Genomic DNA, 16,565 nt, shown 5'->3' on the forward strand with positions numbered 1-16,565 from the left:
ACAAAGATGCCGCAAATTGCTACGCCGTTGCCCGGCTACCCCACTTTTTCCTTGAATAACCGCAGCGTGCGGTCCCAGGCCAGCCTGGCTGCCTCCGCATTGTAGCGGGCGGGCGAAGTGTCGTTGTTGAAGGCGTGGTTCACACCTTCGTACACGTAGAGCTCATACTTGGTGCCGGCCGCTTTCAGCGCCGCTTCGTAGGCCGGAATGCCAGCGTTGATGCGCTGGTCGAGGCCGCCGTAGTGCAGCATCAGGGCCGCTTTTATCGGGGGCACGTCCTCGGGCTTGGGCTGCTGGCCGTAGTAGGCCACGGCGGCGTTCAGCCTGGGGTCGTGCACGGCCAGCTGGTTGGCCAGGCCGCCGCCCCAGCAAAAGCCCACCGCGCCGGTGCGGCCGTTGCAGTCGGGCCGGGCGCGCAGGTATTCCAGCGCCCTGAGATAGTTATTGAGGTTTTTCACCGGGTCGAGCTGGCCGATGAGCTCGCGGCCCTTATCCTCATCGGCCGGCGTACCGCCCAAGGGTGAGAGCGCATCCACGCCCAGCGCCAGGTAGCCGGCCTGGGCCACGCGCCGCGTCACGTCCTTAATGTGCGGTGTCAGCCCCCGGTTTTCGTGAATGACAACGACCGCGCCGCGCATCTTCCGGCCCTTTGGGTGTACCAGATAGCCGCGCACGGGGCTGCCATCGCCAATCCAGGCCACTTCCTCGGCTTCCAAATCATCGGCTCCGGGCGCAATGGTGGCGGCCGCCGCATAGCCCGGTTCCAGCACCGATAGCGCCGTGAGGGCCAGCGCCGTGCCGCCGGCCAGCTTTATCAGCCGTTCCATAAACTCCTTGCGGGTGAGCGGAACGTGGGTGTACTCGTCGAAAAGATTGATGATGCGCTGGTCCATGAGGTTGATGGTGAAATGGTTTCAAGAGTTGTGAATATGTACCGTGGACTCGCAGAGTCCACGGTACATTCCAAATCCGCAGAAAGCCGCTCAGGAGCCGTTTTACTTTTTAAGCACGCTAGTTAAAGCTATGCCCTTTAGGGCAAGACTTTAGTTGCTACTCACTTCCAGGCGTCGGGTACCTTTGTGAGATGAAGCAGCGAACAGGCAGCCATTCGGTTCACAAGCTGGAAGTGCATCTGGTGTGGAGCACAAAATATCGCTACCAGGTGCTGACGGGGGATGTGCAACTGCGCTGCCGGGACTTGCTGCGTCAGACGTGTAACACGCTGGATGTGGGCATCTTGAAAGGGGTAGTGAGCAAAGACCATATCCATTTGCACGTCTCGTATCCGCCCGCCTTGGCTGTGATCGAATTAATGCGTCGCTTGAAGGGACGCAGCGCCAAGTTGCTCTTGCAAGAGTTTCCCGAGTTGAAGCGGCGGTATTGGGGCGGTCATTTCTGGGGCATTGGCTACGGGGCCTGGAGTGTCGGTAACATCACAGACGAGCTACTCGAAGCGTATTTGAATCATCACAAGGACCAGCCCAATGGGGACGAGAATTTCATTCTGGAATAGCCCACTTACAGTGGTTGTCTTTCAGTCGGCTTGAGCCGAAACCCGCGAATTTCATTCGCAATCCAAACCTATGGACTTACAGTCCATAGTCGTTTAGTCTTCTTCGCGGTGCACGGTGTCGGGGCTGAACGCTGGTACGCAAATCGACCAGTACTCGCATTCCGCCTCGAATGGGTTGGAGTAGCGTACCCGCGCGCCACCTTTAATAAGCAGTGCCTGGCCGGCTTGCAGCTCTACGATGTCGCCGTCGATTTCGAACTGCTTGCGGCCGCGCACCACAATCGTGATTTCGTCGAACGTGGGCGTCTGGTGGGGTTCGCTCCAGTGGGGCGGGGCCACCATGTGGGCCAGGCTATAGGCCGAAGTGCCGGTGCTGGCTCCGCCCACATGCTCTTCAATGAGCTTGCCGTCGGTGGTGGGAACTACAAAAGGAGCAGGATTGCGGATGTAGCGTTTTTCGGACATTGTTGGGGAGGATGGGATTGGGTAAATTGAGCTAAAAGAAAAAAAGACTATCATGCTGAGCGGAGCCGAAGCATTTCTGCCGCAATGAAGTTGTTTAGAAAGTCCCCGAACGGTCATGCAGCGCGCAGCGAAGCATCTTGCTCGCATCGTCAGGCCCGTTCAACGATGCGAGCAAGATGCTGCGCTGCGCTCTGCATGACCGTTTGAGTACCTTTTGTGACTTTCTAAACAACTCCAACACTAAACCCCTTTCGATTGGATTACTCTTCGCGGTAAAGATGCTTCGACTGCGCTCAGCATGACCGTTCTGTACGATACCAAATAAATGCGCTTCTACGGCTTCAGCTTCTCCAGCAACTCAAAAAGCCGCGAATTGTATTTCCATACGAAGAAATACGGCGTTTGCACCGCGCCGAAGCGCACGCGAATCCGCTCCACGCCCGGCAGCATGCTGCCTTCAAAATCAAAGCAATTCAGGTTCAAAACCTCACTGGCGTAGCGAATGCACTCCCAGGCCAGCAGTACGCCCGCGCCGCTGGCCCGCAGCGCCGGGTCGTCGCCGGCCAGCAGAAAATACGCCGTGGTGGCATCCCAAATCAAATACGCCACCGAATGCACCCGGCCCTGCGCATCAACGGCAAAAAACAGCTGCCGGGAGTCCGCCGCCGCCAGCGCCGCATCGAGCCGCCTAAACTGCGCGGCCGAATACGGTGCGGGCAGGCCCTGCCGGGTGAAACTGAGTAGATTGACGCGGTAGAATTCCTCGAGTGGCAAGTTGTGTACCACCCGCACTTGCTGGCGGGCCAGTCGGATATCGCGCCGGATGCCGGTGCCCAGGCCGGCTTCTACCCCCTTCAAATTGCGCAGCTGGTGCAGGCGGTAGGTATAAAAAGTGGTCTGGCGGTACTGCTCCCAGTAAAATGGCAGCCAGTTGGTGGCAGTAGGATAGAAGTTCTGCTTGAAGGCCGCAAACTCGGGCAACTGTGCCAGCAGCGCCTTCAGCAGCTCATGCTCCTGGGGCAGCCGGCCCCGGAATTCGGGCAGCACATATGGCCCCAGCCATTTCACGAAGGGCGGCATGGTGACGTACCGAAATGGACCCTTCTGCTTGCAGAAATATGGCAGGGCGGCCACTACACGGCCTTTATCTTCGGCCAGTACCACGTCCCAGGTGCCGCCTTCGGCGCAGGCATCCAGGTACCATGGCTGGCCGAACACCGGCACATCGGGCGCGGTGCGGCAGAAGTCGTGGTAGCGGGCTTTGGCAGACATCAACACGAAGGATTATTTGGCCGGAGCCGGGGCGCAGGGGCCGGGCGTGGTGGAGCGCACGCCCGCGTTGGTGGCCGCGCAGCGGTTGGGGTAGGTCTTGCCGTCGCAGCCGCACACGGGGTCGTAATTCATGGGGCAGATGCCCTGCGGGTTGATTTTGCTCGAATCGATGCAGGCGGCGGCCGTGGCCGTGGGCACGGCGTGGCGCTGGCACGAAGCTGCGCCCAGCAGCAGGGCCACACCCCAAATCCAATGCTTTTTCATGGTGCCAGAAAGTAGGAGAGGGGCGAAGCTACACTGCCCGCCCGGGATTTGGCCCGGCCGTAAACCTGGATATTGAGGAATGCGGATGTCGCTACGGAAAATTTGCCCGTAAGCTCAACCCCGGGCGGAGCCTTTCGTATAGTCAGCCATAACCAAACGCCGCCGCAAACAAAACGCGTAGTTTTGAATTCGGGCCCGCGCTGCTCTAAACGAACTCTAACCCCCCATTCACCCTTCATTACCCTACACCATGTCGTACCAAGAAGAAGACAACAACGCTGGTAAAATCCTTTTAGCTGCTCTCGCCGGTGCCGGCGCTGGCATTATTGCCGGTATGCTGCTGGCTCCCGATAAAGGTTCGGCTACTCGTGAGAACTGGAAAGGCGCTGCTACCAAATACAGCGGCCAACTCGGCGAGCAAGCTACCAAGCTGGGCTCCGACCTCGAAAATAAATTCAAAGAATACGCCGGCAAGCTGGAAGATATGGGCGTGACCCTGTCCGGCAGCAGCCTGAAGATGAAAGGCACCTGGGACGAAGTTAAAGGCAAGCTGAAGCAGCAGTATGCGCAGCTGACCGACGAGGACCTGACCTATGCCGAAGGCAAAGGTGACGAGCTGGTGGGCAAGCTGCAGGACAAGCTCGGCAAAGGCAAAGCCGAAATCACCAAAATGCTGAACGATATGTAATCCGGCTTTTAGCTAGCTTACTTAAAGCTCCGCGCCGCAAGGTGCGGAGCTTTTTTGTGGTCCAACCAGCCGCCCCGCTTTCCCGTTAAGAAATAATCAGATTTCTCCATTTTCCTGCAAACCCATGAAAGACGACAAAGGCAAAGTCATTTTCTCGCTCATCGCCGGAGCTACCGCCGGCATCGTGGCCGGCCTGCTGCTGGCCCCCGAAACCGGCGACGACGCCCGCTCTAACCTGCGCAAGTCGGCCACCAAGTTTGGCGGCGACCTCAGCAAGCTGGTAAAGGATGCCCTGGCCAAAGCACAGGGCCAGGCCCCTTCCGCCCACACCAACCCCGACGCTGCCGTGAGCGAAGACAAACAGGCCGCCGACCGCCTCCTGCAAAACCTGGGCACCGGCACGCCTTCCACGGTCCACACCCAAAACGAGGATAATACCGACTACGATGGTTTCGGCGACGATACCCGCCACCAGCCCAACCTGTAGGGCCGGCAGTCAGGAAATATTTTCTTCACTACTGTAACCCAGCGTGGTACCGCTGCGTAAAACTCCTTACAATCGCCTTGAAAGAAGGCCGAAAATATTGCCAGCAAAATTGCCGGACGTAGGAGCTTCTACCGAAATTGGTTAAACAACTCGGTAGCAAAATCAGACATCCCATCGCAAGCTTCTGCCAAGAAAAGCGGTTTGAAGGGTAGGGCGATTGTAAAAGAAAAGCCCCGCATGATATTTCGTGTGGGGCTTTTCCGATTTTAGGGCTGTCCTGTCATCCTGAGCTTGCGAACCGAAGGTCGGCGTAGCCAAGGACCTTCGGTTCGCAAGCTCAGGATGACAGCCGGCTTACTTCTCCTCGTGCTTCTCCTTCTGCACGTTCTCCGGCTTCATCTGCGGGAAGAACAGCACGTCCTGAATCGACGGGGAGTTGGTCATAATCATGCTCAGACGGTCGATGCCGATGCCCAGGCCGGCCGTGGGCGGCATGCCGTACTCCAGGGCGCGGAGGAAATCCTCGTCGAGCACCATGGCTTCGGTGTCGCCGCGCTTGCCCAGCTCCAGCTGGTCCTCGAAGCGTTGGCGCTGGTCGATGGGGTCGTTGAGCTCCGAGAAAGCGTTGCAGATTTCCTTGCCGTTGCAAACCGCCTCGAAGCGCTCTACCAGACCGGGGCGGTCGCGGTGCTTCTTGGCCAGTGGCGACATTTCCACCGGGTAATCGGTGATGAAGGTGGGCTGGATGAGCTTGGGCTCGACGTGCTCACCAAAAATCTCATCAATGAGCTTCGATTTGCCCATGCTGGGGTCCACGTGCACGTTCAGCTCCTGGGCGGTGGCACGCAGGGCCGCTTCGTCCATCTCGCCGATGGCCTTGCCGGTGTACTTCTCGATGGCCTCGAACATGGTGTAGCGCTGCCAGGGCCGCTGGAAGTTGATGACGTTCGCGCCCACCTGCACTTCGGTTTTGCCGTGCAGGGCCATGGCTACGCGCTCCACCATTTCCTCCACCAGGTCCATCATCCAGGCGTAGTCCTTGTAGGCCACGTAGAGCTCCATCTGGGTGAACTCGGGGTTGTGGAAGCGCGACATGCCCTCGTTGCGGAAGTCCTTGCTGAACTCGTACACGCCATCGAACCCGCCCACAATCAGGCGCTTGAGATACAACTCGTTGGCAATGCGCAGGTACAGCGTCATGTCCAGCGTGTTGTGGTGCGTGGTGAAAGGGCGAGCCGCCGCGCCGCCGTACAGTGGCTGCAGAATCGGGGTTTCCACTTCCAGGTAACCCTTGTCGTTCAGGAAATTACGCATCGACTGCACCAGCTGGGTGCGCTTGATGAAGGTGTCGCGCACGGCGGGGTTCACGGCCAGGTCCACGTAGCGCTGGCGGTAGCGCTGCTCGGGGTCGGTGAAGGCGTCGTAAGTCACGATTTCGCCGGTGGCTTCGTCCTTCTGGGTTTTCACCACGGGCAGGGGGCGCAGGGCTTTCGAAAGCAATTTCAGCTCCGTGACATGCACGGAGGTTTCGCCCACCTGCGTCTTGAATACGTGGCCTTTCACGCTGATGAAGTCGCCCAAATCGAGCAGCTTCTTGAACACCACGTTGTACAGCGTCTTGTCCTCGCCGGGGCAGATTTCGTCCCGGTTGATATAGAGCTGAATGCGGCCCGTGGTGTCCATCAGCTCGGCGAACGAGGCCTTGCCCATCACCCGCGACGACATCAGCCGCCCGGCCAGCGTCACGTCCTGGAAGTTATTCAGCTCAACGTGATAGTTGTCGTGGATTTCCTTGGCGTAAAACGTCACGTCCACCAGGGCCGATGGGTATGCTTCAATGCCCAGCTTTTCCAGCTCTTCGAGTTTCTGACGGCGCAGGATTTCTTGTTCGCTAAGGTGTTGCATAAATTATCTGAACCACGGATTCACTCGGATTTTTCGAATTCCACGGATTTTGTGGACGATTCAGGCGAGCCAATCGGAACACCTAGAAGCCAAGTGCTCAGACGCGGTAAGTAAAAAGTGAACCACAAAAGTACGGCACGAAAAAGCCGCTCCGAAACCGGAGCGGCTTTCCGTTCACAAAATCTGTGGAATCCGAAAATTCCGGGCGAATCAAGGGATGGCGCAGCCAATCCGTGGTTGATACACTAAGCGGCCATGCGGTAGTGCGGGGCCTCTGTAGCCAGCGCTGGGGCGCTCGGCGGGGCGCTCGGCGGGGTAGGGGCCAGCACCGGCTCTACGCGGGTGCGCAGCCGCTCCTGCACGAAGCCCGCCTGCAGGTGCAGCGGCAACTCGGCCACCAGCTGGCGGTAGCGCTCCAGACCTAGGGCCTTGGCCACGTAGGTTTCGTGCACGCCGTTGAGGTAACTCACGATGTTGAGCAGCGAGGCGTGGAAGAGGCGGAAGTCAATATCGGCCTCCACGTAGCGCTCAATCTCGCGGCTGGTTTGCGAGATGCGCAGGCGGCCCAGCAAATCGAAAATGGTGGTGTAGCCCAGTCGCCAGGTAATCTGCTGCCAGTGCGCGGCCGTCCATTTATCCAGCGGCCGGCCGGTTTTCTGGCTGCGGATGGCCGTGTTGGGATTGGTCTGCACTTGGGCGCGGGTCCACTGCGCCTGCATCTTGCGGGTGGTGCGCAGGAACTGGCCTACCTGCGCCTGCGCGTCAATCTCCTGGCTGGCGATGTGCAGCCCGGCCTTGTAGCCCGCTAGCGGCATGCGGTGAATGCTGAAATCGCCGTAAGCTCCGGCCGCACAGAACGAAACCGGGCGCGGATAGGTATTCTTTACCACCAGCCGGCCCACCTCGCGGCGCATGAGCTGACCGTTGTTCGAGCGCACACCGGTGGTGTACAAAAAAGCCTGCAGACCCGACCAGATGGCGTGGTATGCTTGCGGGAACGTCCAGTGCAGGGCATTGCGCAGGAAGTTCTCGTCGCCCAGCTCGGCCGTGGCGCGCAGGGCGTACTCGGTGCTCCAGCTGGTATGTAGCATCTTGGTAAGCGCGGTCACGTCGGCCTCGCTCAGCTGGGCTTGGTGGCTGCGGAAAAACGGCAGGTTCTGCAAGCCACCGAGGGCATCGTCGTTTTTCCGAATGTGATAGTTGATAGCAAAGAAATAGTTGAGGAAAACCTGCGCCGGAATAGACCTGCGCCAGGTTTTGTCAGCTAGCTTCTGCTGTTGCTCATCGGCGATAGCGGCTACCGGCGGATTGAGCGGGATAATGCGGGTTTCCTCTTGAGTCGTCATGCTAAGTAAATAGCATAGGACAGGTTTTTAGTTGTCTGATTACTAATTTTTTTGACAAATTTACTAATAAAATAAGTGTTGTTAATCAAGTGTTTATGTTGCAATATTAACGGTTAGTGGCATTAGTAATAGAAGGGAAATTTACTAATGAGATGAAAGGCTGCGAAAGCCAATGAAAAATGCCCCGACTCAACCAGAGCCGGGGCATTCTCAATCAGCGAAATCAAGGTTAATCCGCGAAAATCAGTGATTTATTTCGTCCTGAATCACCGCCACGGCTTCGCCGATGGTGATGTCCTTCTTCAGGCTCTTGGTGAAGCGGGCGGCCCGGTTCACCTTCACCGTGTCGCCACCCACGGCGCGCACGTCGGCGGCCAGGGGCGAGAAGGCCAGGGCGGTGTTGGTCTTTTGGGCGGTCTCGTAGCGGTCCGAAATGGCTTTCGACTGCTGCTGTTCGGCGCGGTAGGTGCTTAGCTTGAGCGAAACCGTAGTTTCGTCCTTGCGTTTACGCATGCTCTTCACCATCTCATCCATCACCTTAAAGCTGGAATTGGTTGCCACGCGGGCCTTGCTGCTGGCACGGAGCTTATCGAGTGCGGGCGGGGCATCCCAGGTGCGGTAGCGGGCGGGCTGAATCTCATCCCATTTCAGCGGGTAGTCCGACTCTTTTTCGCCCTCATCGAGGTAGGAGTACAGGTCCGGCACCACAATATCGGAGGCCACGCCTTTAAACTGGGTTGAGCCCCCGTTCACGCGGTAGAATTTCTGGGTAGTGAGCTTGAGCGAGCCAATCGGCTTCACGCTGTTCAGCTCCGAAGGCAGGGCCTCGTCCAGGTCGAAGATGCGCTGCACCGTGCCCTTGCCATACGTGCTGGTCGAGCCCATAATCACGCCCCGGTGGTAGTCCTGAATGGCAGCGGCCAGAATTTCGGAAGCCGAGGCGCTGTACTTGTTCACCAGCAGCACCAGTGGGCCACTGTACTGCACGCGTGGGTCGTTATCGGTCAGCACCTGGGTGTGGCCCTGGCCGTCGCGCACCTGTACCATGGGGCCGCTGGGCATAAACAGGCCGGCCATCGAAACTGCGTCGCTCAGCGAGCCGCCGCCGTTAAAGCGCAGGTCCATCACAATGCCTTTCACGCCTTCGGCGTTCAGCTTGGCCAGCTCCTTTTTCACGTCATCCGACGAGCTGCGGCCGCCGTTGTCGTTGAAATCGGCATAGAAGCCGGGCAGGCGCAGGTAGCCAATTTTCTGGCCCTTCTCAGTTATGATAGAAGACTGCGCGTACTTTTCATCCACCACCACTACGTCGCGGATAATTGGGATAATCTTGGTGCTGCCATCCGGCTTTTTCACCGTCATGCGCACTTCCGAGCCTTTTTTGCCCCGAATCAGGGTCACCGCTTTCGCTGTGTGCCAGCCCTCGATGCTCACCGGCTCGGCCGCGCCCTGGGCCACGCGCAGAATAGCGTCGCCCTTTTTCAAGTCGCCCTGTCGGGCCGAAGCCGAACCGGGAATGATTTCCTCGATGTAAATAAGGCCGTCCTTCTCGCGCAGCGTAGCGCCGATGCCTTCAAAGCGGCCGGTCATTTCGTAGTCGAAATCCTCCTTGGCTTTGGGGGCGAAGTATTCGGTGTGCGGGTCGTAGGTATTGGCAATGGTGTTGGCGTAGGTCGCGAGGCGCTCGTTGGCGTCGGTATCGTTGATTTCCTCGAACTGGTCGTCGTAGTATTTCAGCACGCGCTTGCGGGCTTCGGCCTCCATCTGAGCGGGCGTGCGCACGGGCTCGGCGGCGGTGGGGGCCGAGGCATCGGCGGCGGCAGGCGCGGCGGTAGCAGCGCTGGGCTTGGCCTCCTTGGCCTTGTCCTGGGCTTCCATCATTTCCGAAACGCGGCTCAGGGTTTCGTACTTCAGCAGCTTGCGCCACAGCTCGCGCTGGGCCGCCTTATCGGCGGGGAAGGCGGCTTTCTCGAAATCGGTCTGGAACGTTTCGTCCGTGGTAAAGTCAAACGGCTTGGCCAGAATGTCGCGGTACAGGCCCTGCATCTCCTTGGTGCGCTCGGTCATCAGCTTGGTGCTGAGGTCGAGAAACTCATGAGTGCCGCTTTTTACCTCATCATCAATCCGGGTCTGGTAGGGGCGCAGCTGCTCTATGTCGGTCGCGAGCAGGAACTGCTTGCGGTAGTCCAGGTGCTTCAGATACAGGTCGAAAACGCGTTTCGAAAAATTGTCGTCAACTTTTTCGGGCTGGTAATGCTGCGACGAAAGGCCACTCAGCATGAGGCCAATCAGCACCTGGTCCTTGCTCGGTACTGCCGAGTCGGACCGGCGGAACAGCCGGTAGGATGCCAGAACAAACACGGCTGCCACCAAAAAGGCATACAGGCCGACCTTCAAGCGAGGAAAAGACATTGGCAAGAAAATAAAACGAGGATGAAAATCAAATATACAGAGATTGCCAGGCAACGCGGGCATCAAATCCCTGCCGCAAAAACGCCTTTGCTGTGGGAATAAGTGCCCGGTTTTACAAATGGCTGCCAATAAGCAACTACTATTCTACAAACCCCTCAAATTGACTGAAGGTTGCAATAAAAAAGCCTTTCCCAGACGGGAAAGGCTTTTTTGATGACTAACAGGCCGGAATCTGCGACGAGACTAGTACTTGTAAATCTTGTCGCCGTTGTTGCGGCGGAACTCGTCTTCGAAGTATTTGGCATCATCGGCGTTGCGGGGCTTCACACCTATCACAATACTACCATTTTTGATGCCGCTCTCGTACTCGGCAGCGTGCTCCTCGGGAATGCCCGAGCCCACCAGGGCACCTACCAGGCCACCCGTGAGGCCACCGGCACCAGCGCCGGCCAGCGCAGCGGCCAGCGGGCCGGCAATAATCAGGCCTAGGCCGGGCAGGGCTACCGAAGTACCAATGGCAGCAATAGCGCCAATGATAGCACCAGCCGTGCCACCAATGGCCGAGCCTACGCCGGCACCTTCCATGGCTTTGTCGCCGAGGTCGGTGTGCACAGTGTCATCACCGAAGTGAGTTTTGCGGGTTTCGTCCGACATGAGCAGGTTCACGTCGTCTTTGCCATAGCCACGCGAATGCAGGGCGCTGTACGCCTTTTCGGCGCTGGTACGGTCGCGGAACATACCGCTCATCGAAGTGCCATCGCGGTAAGGCTCGCCGGTTACGGCGTGGGCGGCGCTGTCGGCCGTGTTCTGCACGCCATCAACGGAGCGGCCTACTGCGGCACCAACCGTGCCGGCCATCGCTCCACCTTTGGCAGTGGCGCTGAAATCGGCGCCATCAACAGCGTTGGAAAGGCTGGCTCCCGAAGAAGAAGAAACGCCCGTGCCCGAAGTAGAGCCAGTGCCCGCGTTGTAGCTGGTGCCTTCGTTGCTGAGGCCGGTGCTGTTGCCCATACCGGTACCGGTATTTTGGGTGCCGTAGTTAGAGCCTGCACCGGTGCCAGTGTTCTGCGGGTTGTTCGAATCGTTAGTATTCATAGGAAGGGAATAGAATGTGAGAGATAAGTCCAGTCATAGCGAGCTGGATATATACCTTCAACGGGGCTGCCTCAATGGGGGTTACAGCAGGCCTTGATTCTATTCGTTCCGCTTTATATACTAACTGGCAGGCGCAAAAAAACAGTGCATTCATATGGCAAGCTGCTCATTATGAATGCACTATTATGAAATTGCTTTCCTTGAAACAAATCAAGAAAATTTCTGAAAATTTTCTTCGTCGCCCCAGAAATCGCGGCAGTCGCGGATGAGTCTTTTCAGGAAATCCTCATCCTGCTTAAGGGTGCGCCACTCGCCCATTTCCATTTTTTCGCACAGCTTATAAAAGTTGTCGCCCTGGCCTTTTGAGCCCTGCACTTTCACCAGCGCACTAAGAGGGGGGCGGCCAGCCTCGTGTTCGGCGGTGGATATTTCGGCCAACATTTCGTTGAGCCGGGATTTCTCGTGCGAGATTTCCAGGTTGAGTCCCAATTCGGCTTCCTGCACTAGCGTGAGGTAGCTAACGGTACCGGTTTGAACCCGGGAATAGCGAATTAAATACTTGCGAATACGACCAATCATGGCAGGGTTACAAATGAGCAAAAAACCGTTTGGGGGGCTGAAAATTAGTAATTTTTAAATGCCGAACGCCATGTGTCGGGCACAGCTTGGTCAATAATCCTCAGTCTTGCGGCTTTGTGCATGCCACAATCGTTCCTAAAATTCTATGGTGCCCCTTTTTAATGCCAGAAATGATGTTTTACCCATCTGAATTTTGTGTAAAATTCAGATGGGTAACTTGCAGAATTATTGCTTTTTATATTGGAGTTGTTTAGAAAGTCACAAAAGGTACTCAAACGGTCATGCAGAGCGCAGCGAAGCATGACCGTTCGGGGACTTTCTAAACAGCGTCATCTTCAGATTTCCTTCAGCGCTAGTGCCTTTTGCGGCGGCGAATTTCTTTTTGAATCAACAGAAACTCCCGGCTGCTCTGGCCGGCAATGGCGGTGTTTTCATCGGCGCGGCGCAGCAGATAGGGCATTACGGCGGCTACGGGGCCATAGGGCAGGTATTTGGCCGTGTTGTAGCCGGCGTTGGCGAGGTTGTAGGTCAAGTTGTCGCTCATGCCGTAGAGCTGGGCAAACCACACGCGCGGGTCGTTGGGAGCCAGGTGGGCCTGCTGCATGAGCTGGGTGAGCAGCAGCGAACTGGCCTCGTTGTGCGTGCCAGCGCAGATGCTGATGCGGTCAAGGTGCGCGATGCAATAGCGCAGGGACTCGTCGTAGAGGTCGTCGGTGGCCTGCTTGGTGGGGTTGATGGGATTCTGCTGGCCGCGCTGTTTGGCGACGCGGGCCTCCTTTTCCATGTAGGCGCCGCGCACCAGCTTAGCCCCGATGTAGTAGCCGGCTTCGGCCGCCGCATCGTGGGTGGCTTGCAGGGCTTCGAGGCGGTCGTGCCGGTAGAGCTGGTACGTATTCCACACAATGGCCGTCGAGCGGTTATACTTGGCCATCATGTCATAGGCCAGCAGGTCGATGGTGTGCTGAAACCAGCTTTCCTCGGCATCCACAAACAGGCGCACGCCGTGCTGGTGGGCGCGGGCACACAGGGCTTCTACGCGGGCCACGGCGCGGGCATGGGCCGCTTCCTCGGTGGCGGTGAGAAGCTTGCCGGCCTGGATTTTTTCGAGAATGGCCACGTTAGCCACGCCGGTTACTTTGAAGACTGAAAACGGGATGTGGGCCGAGCGATGGGCCTCGTCGATGGTGGCCAGAATTTCGTCGCGGGTGCGGTCGTAGCTCTGGTCGCTGCCTTCGCCTTCCACCGAGTAGTCGAGGATGGTGCCGATGTTGTATTTGCCCAGCTCGGCCGTCACGGGGCGGCATTCGGCAATGGTTTCGCCGCCGCAAAACTGCTCGAAAATACTGTGCTTGATGAGAAACTTGGTGCCGGGTAGATTCCACTTCAGGGCCGCTTTCATGAGGCCGCTACCGGTTTTTATGAGGCTGCCGTTGTTCATGGCCGCGAACAGGGCATACACCTTGCGCAGCTGTGCATCGGACTTGGACGCGAAGGCTACCCGGGTGTCTTCGAAGGAAACGGGCGGGGCCTGGGCAGGAGGGGCAATAGACATAAGCTGCAACTAAAACACGTGGGAATTGGGCCGGATGGGAACAGGGCGCGAAGGTAGAAGGTAAACAACGTTTCGGGGAAACGAGTTACGTTTGCCGGGCTTTTCGGCGGCTGGTTGGCCGTTGGCTATTATTTGTCCCTTTCGCAGAATGCTCCCCGCTACTGATACGTATTTCACCCGCTTGCTGGCCCAGAAAGGCCAGCCTATTATCATCGCCGGCCCCTGCTCGGCCGAAACCGAGGAACAGGTGCTGGCTACGGCCCACGGCCTAAAGGCGTTGGGGAAGATTGATTTGTTCCGGGCCGGCATCTGGAAGCCGCGCACGCGGCCGGGCTCGTTTGAGGGCATGGGCGTGGTGGGGCTGCCCTGGCTGCAGCGCGTGAAGGCCGAAACCGGCATCCCGACGGCCATTGAAGTGGCCACCCCGCGCCATGTAGAAGACGCCCTGCGCCATGGTATCGACGTGCTCTGGATTGGGGCCCGCACTACCGTGAACCCCTTTGCCGTGCAGGAGCTGGCCGATGCGCTGGCCGGCACCGGCGTGCCCGTGATGGTGAAAAACCCGGTGAATCCCGACGTGGCCCTATGGGCTGGTGCGCTGGAGCGCCTGGAACGGGCCGGAATTACGGATTTGGCGGCTATCCACCGGGGTTTCAGCACGTTTGCGCCCAGCCGCTACCGCAACGCCCCCACCTGGATTTTGCCCATTGAGCTGAAAACGCGGTTTCCCCACATCCCGCTCATCTGCGACCCCAGCCATATTGGCGGCCGGCGCGACCTGCTGCTGCCCATCTCCCAGAAGGCCCTCGACCTTGATTACGATGGCCTTATCATCGAAACCCACCCCGACCCCGACCACGCCCTGAGCGACGCCGAGCAGCAGGTGACCCCCCAGCGCCTGGGCGAAATCCTCAGCGAGCTGAAGTATCGCTACCGCTCCAGCGACAATGCCGAATACCTGAACAAAGCCGAAGAGCTGCGCCAGAAAATGGACGAAGCCGACCGCGAAATAGTGGAAGCCCTGGCCCGCCGCATGGCTCTGGTAGAAGAATTGGCCGAATACAAGAAGGAAAACAACGTGAAAATCCTGCAGTTCGACCGCTGGCAGGAGATTTTCCTCACCCGCACCGACTGGGCCGGCAAGCTGAACGTGAACGACAAGTTTGTGGCCGAGCTCTACAAGCTCATTCACATCGAAAGCATCCGCAAGCAAACCGAAGTGCTCAACGGCCGCCCGCAGGTGGACGGCGTGCAGCATCTCGGGCCGGGACTGTAGCGCACCCGGCCACTGTGCTTTCAACAGCTACCAAATGCATGCTGGCCATCCGCTGGCCGCTGAGCTAAAGGCTGCGCCGAGTATATGTTTGGCTGCCGCCGTCGGCCGCGTCGATGGCAATAGTTAGGGTAGAGGACGAAAGTGCAGCGATAAATTGCAGGGTTGACCCGTTGACGGCACCATAAACGACAAACATTTCGGGCTGGCGGGTTATGTAAGACGGGGCCTGGCGCAAAGAAAAAGGTGCAGTGCTTTGCACGGTACCATTGAGAAACATTCGGGCTTGTCCGGATGCATCAAAAACAATTTCATGGCGCTGAACGGGGTCGGCAGGGTAGGTGCGGCCGTTCATTCCATTGGTGATTTCGGTGAGTTCCCACCGGCCCAGGAGCTGCGTCGTCGTATCGGGTGGATAGCTGATGCAAATTTCGTTGGGGTCAACCGATGTTTTTTGGCAGGCCCCAAGATTAGCGATGGCCAAAGCAAACGTGGCAAAGCGTATTGGATGCAACATGTTGAAAAAGAGGTGTTTGAGAAATAAAAAAGATGCTATATAACTCCTGACCAGTGGGCTGCCCGAAAGGTTGCTTGGGCAGCTGCCCGGCCTGCAATTTTTTGTGCCGACTTTTGCCCCATGGATAATTCCGTCATCATTGGCCCCGGGGCCCTGCCCGCACTGGCCGAACTACTGTATCGCCCGGCCGTGAGCCAGGTATTTGTGCTGGCCGACAGCAACACCGCCCGCCTGTGCCTGCCGCTACTGGAACCGCATCTGCCGGTCGATTATAAGCTCGTCGAAATTCCGGCCGGCGAAGAGTATAAAACCCTGGCCAGCTGCGATACCGTGTGGAGCATGCTCACGGAGCAGCGCGCCGACCGCTTCGCCGTACTGGTGAACCTGGGCGGTGGCGTGGTCACCGATTTGGGCGGCTTCGCGGCGGCGCTGTATAAGCGCGGCATTCGGTTTGTGCAGGTGCCCACCACGCTGCTGGCGCAGGTCGATGCCAGCGTGGGCGGCAAAACCGGCGTCGATTTCCAGGGCTACAAGAACCAGTTGGGCGTGTTTCAGGCCCCGGCCGGCGTTTTCGTCGAGCCAAAGTTTCTGCAAACCCTCGACCCGCGCCAGCTTAAATCCGGCTATGCCGAAGTGCTCAAGCACTGGCTCATTGCCGATGCCGAAGCCTTCGACACCAACCGCCGCCTGGGCTGGCTGACCGATGACTGGACCGCCATCATCCGCGAGTCGGTGGCGCTCAAGCAGCGCATCGTGGCTCAGGACCCGCTCGAAGCCGGCCCGCGCAAGCTGCTCAACTTCGGCCACACCGTGGGCCACGCCCTCGAAAGCTACCTGCTCACGCAGCCCGGCCGCGAGGCCCTGCACGGCGAGGCGGTAGCCGCCGGCATTGTCTGCGAAAGCTGGCTATCGATGCAGCACGGCCTGCTGAGTGCGGATGCGCTGGACAAAATAGAAACCTTCGTGTTCTCAGTATTCGATAAAATTGATTTCGTGAGCCTCGAAACCGAAGCCATTGCCGACTTTGCCCGGCAGGATAAGAAAAACACCGGGGCCACCATCAACTGCACGCTGCTCGAAGGCATCGGCCATGGCGTGTACGACCAGCCCGTGACGGTGGCCGAAATCGCCGAGTCGCTGCGCTACTACAACCGACTATGATTGTGCGGTAAGCTTTAGCTTGCCATCTTATCATAT

At 58.2% G+C, this 16,565-nt stretch carries 16 protein-coding genes; 5 read left to right on the plus strand and 11 right to left on the minus strand.

What is annotated here, in order from left to right:
* Nucleotides 1-35: 35 nt before the first annotated feature.
* Nucleotides 36-893 carry a dienelactone hydrolase family protein gene (locus KQ659_RS05785; protein ID WP_216689805.1) on the minus strand — a complete coding sequence of 286 codons (858 nt, stop codon included), beginning with the start codon at nt 891-893 and terminating at the stop codon, nt 36-38.
* Between the two features lie 191 nt (nt 894-1,084).
* Here KQ659_RS05785 and tnpA point away from each other — a divergent pair, with 191 nt between their 5' ends.
* A complete protein-coding gene (tnpA, locus tag KQ659_RS05790; protein WP_216689803.1) occupies nt 1,085-1,513 on the plus strand; it encodes an IS200/IS605 family transposase in 429 nt (142 codons plus the stop codon).
* Nucleotides 1,514-1,606: 93 nt separating this feature from the next.
* Here the strand turns inward: tnpA and KQ659_RS05795 are convergent, their stop codons facing one another.
* From KQ659_RS05795 to KQ659_RS05805, 3 genes are all read right to left on the minus strand, one after another.
* Nucleotides 1,607-1,978 (minus strand): cupin domain-containing protein, encoded by a 372-nt coding sequence (locus KQ659_RS05795; RefSeq protein ID WP_216689801.1) that lies wholly within the window; start codon nt 1,976-1,978, stop codon nt 1,607-1,609.
* 333 nt (nt 1,979-2,311) lie between these two features.
* Nucleotides 2,312-3,250 carry a GNAT family N-acetyltransferase gene (locus KQ659_RS05800; RefSeq protein WP_216689799.1) on the minus strand — a complete coding sequence of 313 codons (939 nt, stop codon included), beginning with the start codon at nt 3,248-3,250 and terminating at the stop codon, nt 2,312-2,314.
* A gap of 12 nt (nt 3,251-3,262) precedes the next feature.
* Entirely contained in the window at nt 3,263-3,514 is a 252-nt protein-coding gene (locus KQ659_RS05805) for a Kazal-type serine protease inhibitor domain-containing protein (protein ID WP_216689797.1), read from the minus strand.
* Between the two features lie 250 nt (nt 3,515-3,764).
* Between KQ659_RS05805 and KQ659_RS21770 the strand changes: the two genes are divergently transcribed.
* Nucleotides 3,765-4,202, plus strand: coding sequence for a CsbD family protein (locus KQ659_RS21770; protein WP_216689796.1), 438 nt, complete (start codon nt 3,765-3,767; stop codon nt 4,200-4,202).
* A gap of 124 nt (nt 4,203-4,326) precedes the next feature.
* Nucleotides 4,327-4,689, plus strand: a complete 363-nt coding sequence (locus tag KQ659_RS05815) for a YtxH domain-containing protein (protein ID WP_216689794.1) — start codon at nt 4,327-4,329, stop codon at nt 4,687-4,689.
* 354 nt (nt 4,690-5,043) lie between these two features.
* Here KQ659_RS05815 and lysS read toward each other — a convergent pair whose 3' ends face one another.
* From lysS to KQ659_RS05845, 6 genes are all read right to left on the minus strand, one after another.
* Nucleotides 5,044-6,594: a lysine--tRNA ligase gene (lysS, locus tag KQ659_RS05820; RefSeq protein ID WP_216689792.1), complete on the minus strand. Its 1,551-nt coding sequence runs from the start codon at nt 6,592-6,594 to the stop codon at nt 5,044-5,046.
* 245 nt (nt 6,595-6,839) lie between these two features.
* Entirely contained in the window at nt 6,840-7,940 is a 1,101-nt protein-coding gene (locus tag KQ659_RS05825; RefSeq protein WP_226929854.1) for a hypothetical protein, read from the minus strand.
* Between the two features lie 243 nt (nt 7,941-8,183).
* Nucleotides 8,184-10,352, minus strand: coding sequence for a carboxy terminal-processing peptidase (locus KQ659_RS05830; RefSeq protein ID WP_216689790.1), 2,169 nt, complete (start codon nt 10,350-10,352; stop codon nt 8,184-8,186).
* A gap of 243 nt (nt 10,353-10,595) precedes the next feature.
* Nucleotides 10,596-11,447, minus strand: a complete 852-nt coding sequence (locus tag KQ659_RS21775; RefSeq protein WP_317196133.1) for a hypothetical protein — start codon at nt 11,445-11,447, stop codon at nt 10,596-10,598.
* A 210-nt stretch (nt 11,448-11,657) separates the two neighbouring features.
* Nucleotides 11,658-12,026, minus strand: coding sequence for a hypothetical protein (locus tag KQ659_RS05840; RefSeq protein ID WP_216689788.1), 369 nt, complete (start codon nt 12,024-12,026; stop codon nt 11,658-11,660).
* Between the two features lie 352 nt (nt 12,027-12,378).
* The gene (locus KQ659_RS05845) at nt 12,379-13,578 is read right to left on the minus strand and encodes a proline dehydrogenase family protein (protein WP_216689786.1); all 1,200 of its coding nucleotides are present in this window, start codon (nt 13,576-13,578) and stop codon (nt 12,379-12,381) included.
* Nucleotides 13,579-13,726: 148 nt separating this feature from the next.
* Here KQ659_RS05845 and KQ659_RS05850 point away from each other — a divergent pair, with 148 nt between their 5' ends.
* Nucleotides 13,727-14,854 (plus strand): chorismate mutase, encoded by a 1,128-nt coding sequence (locus tag KQ659_RS05850; RefSeq protein WP_216689785.1) that lies wholly within the window; start codon nt 13,727-13,729, stop codon nt 14,852-14,854.
* A gap of 64 nt (nt 14,855-14,918) precedes the next feature.
* Here KQ659_RS05850 and KQ659_RS05855 read toward each other — a convergent pair whose 3' ends face one another.
* Complete coding sequence (locus KQ659_RS05855) at nt 14,919-15,368, minus strand: hypothetical protein (protein ID WP_216689783.1); 450 nt, start codon at nt 15,366-15,368, stop codon at nt 14,919-14,921.
* Between the two features lie 120 nt (nt 15,369-15,488).
* Here KQ659_RS05855 and aroB point away from each other — a divergent pair, with 120 nt between their 5' ends.
* The gene (gene aroB / locus KQ659_RS05860) at nt 15,489-16,529 is read left to right on the plus strand and encodes a 3-dehydroquinate synthase (RefSeq protein ID WP_216689782.1); all 1,041 of its coding nucleotides are present in this window, start codon (nt 15,489-15,491) and stop codon (nt 16,527-16,529) included.
* The last annotated feature ends 36 nt before the right edge of the window (nt 16,530-16,565 follow it).

This window comes from Hymenobacter siberiensis, from assembly GCF_018967865.2.
Lineage (GTDB): Bacteria > Bacteroidota > Bacteroidia > Cytophagales > Hymenobacteraceae > Hymenobacter > Hymenobacter siberiensis.

Excerpts from the sequence above, each read along its gene's own strand:
- aroB (WP_216689782.1), top strand. The coding sequence starts at position 15,489 with ATGGATAATTCCGTCATCATTGGCCCCGGGGCCCTGCCCGCACTGGCC.
- KQ659_RS05800 (WP_216689799.1), bottom strand. The coding sequence starts at position 3,250 with ATGTCTGCCAAAGCCCGCTACCACGACTTCTGCCGCACCGCGCCCGAT.
- KQ659_RS21775 (WP_317196133.1), bottom strand. The coding sequence starts at position 11,447 with ATGAATACTAACGATTCGAACAACCCGCAGAACACTGGCACCGGTGCA.
- KQ659_RS05795 (WP_216689801.1), bottom strand. The coding sequence starts at position 1,978 with ATGTCCGAAAAACGCTACATCCGCAATCCTGCTCCTTTTGTAGTTCCC.
- KQ659_RS21770 (WP_216689796.1), top strand. The coding sequence starts at position 3,765 with ATGTCGTACCAAGAAGAAGACAACAACGCTGGTAAAATCCTTTTAGCT.
- KQ659_RS05805 (WP_216689797.1), bottom strand. The coding sequence starts at position 3,514 with ATGAAAAAGCATTGGATTTGGGGTGTGGCCCTGCTGCTGGGCGCAGCT.
- KQ659_RS05845 (WP_216689786.1), bottom strand. The coding sequence starts at position 13,578 with ATGTCTATTGCCCCTCCTGCCCAGGCCCCGCCCGTTTCCTTCGAAGAC.
- KQ659_RS05840 (WP_216689788.1), bottom strand. The coding sequence starts at position 12,026 with ATGATTGGTCGTATTCGCAAGTATTTAATTCGCTATTCCCGGGTTCAA.
- tnpA (WP_216689803.1), top strand. The coding sequence starts at position 1,085 with ATGAAGCAGCGAACAGGCAGCCATTCGGTTCACAAGCTGGAAGTGCAT.
- KQ659_RS05855 (WP_216689783.1), bottom strand. The coding sequence starts at position 15,368 with ATGTTGCATCCAATACGCTTTGCCACGTTTGCTTTGGCCATCGCTAAT.
- KQ659_RS05850 (WP_216689785.1), top strand. The coding sequence starts at position 13,727 with ATGCTCCCCGCTACTGATACGTATTTCACCCGCTTGCTGGCCCAGAAA.
- KQ659_RS05830 (WP_216689790.1), bottom strand. The coding sequence starts at position 10,352 with ATGTCTTTTCCTCGCTTGAAGGTCGGCCTGTATGCCTTTTTGGTGGCA.
- lysS (WP_216689792.1), bottom strand. The coding sequence starts at position 6,594 with ATGCAACACCTTAGCGAACAAGAAATCCTGCGCCGTCAGAAACTCGAA.
- KQ659_RS05785 (WP_216689805.1), bottom strand. The coding sequence starts at position 893 with ATGGACCAGCGCATCATCAATCTTTTCGACGAGTACACCCACGTTCCG.
- KQ659_RS05815 (WP_216689794.1), top strand. The coding sequence starts at position 4,327 with ATGAAAGACGACAAAGGCAAAGTCATTTTCTCGCTCATCGCCGGAGCT.
- KQ659_RS05825 (WP_226929854.1), bottom strand. The coding sequence starts at position 7,940 with ATGACGACTCAAGAGGAAACCCGCATTATCCCGCTCAATCCGCCGGTA.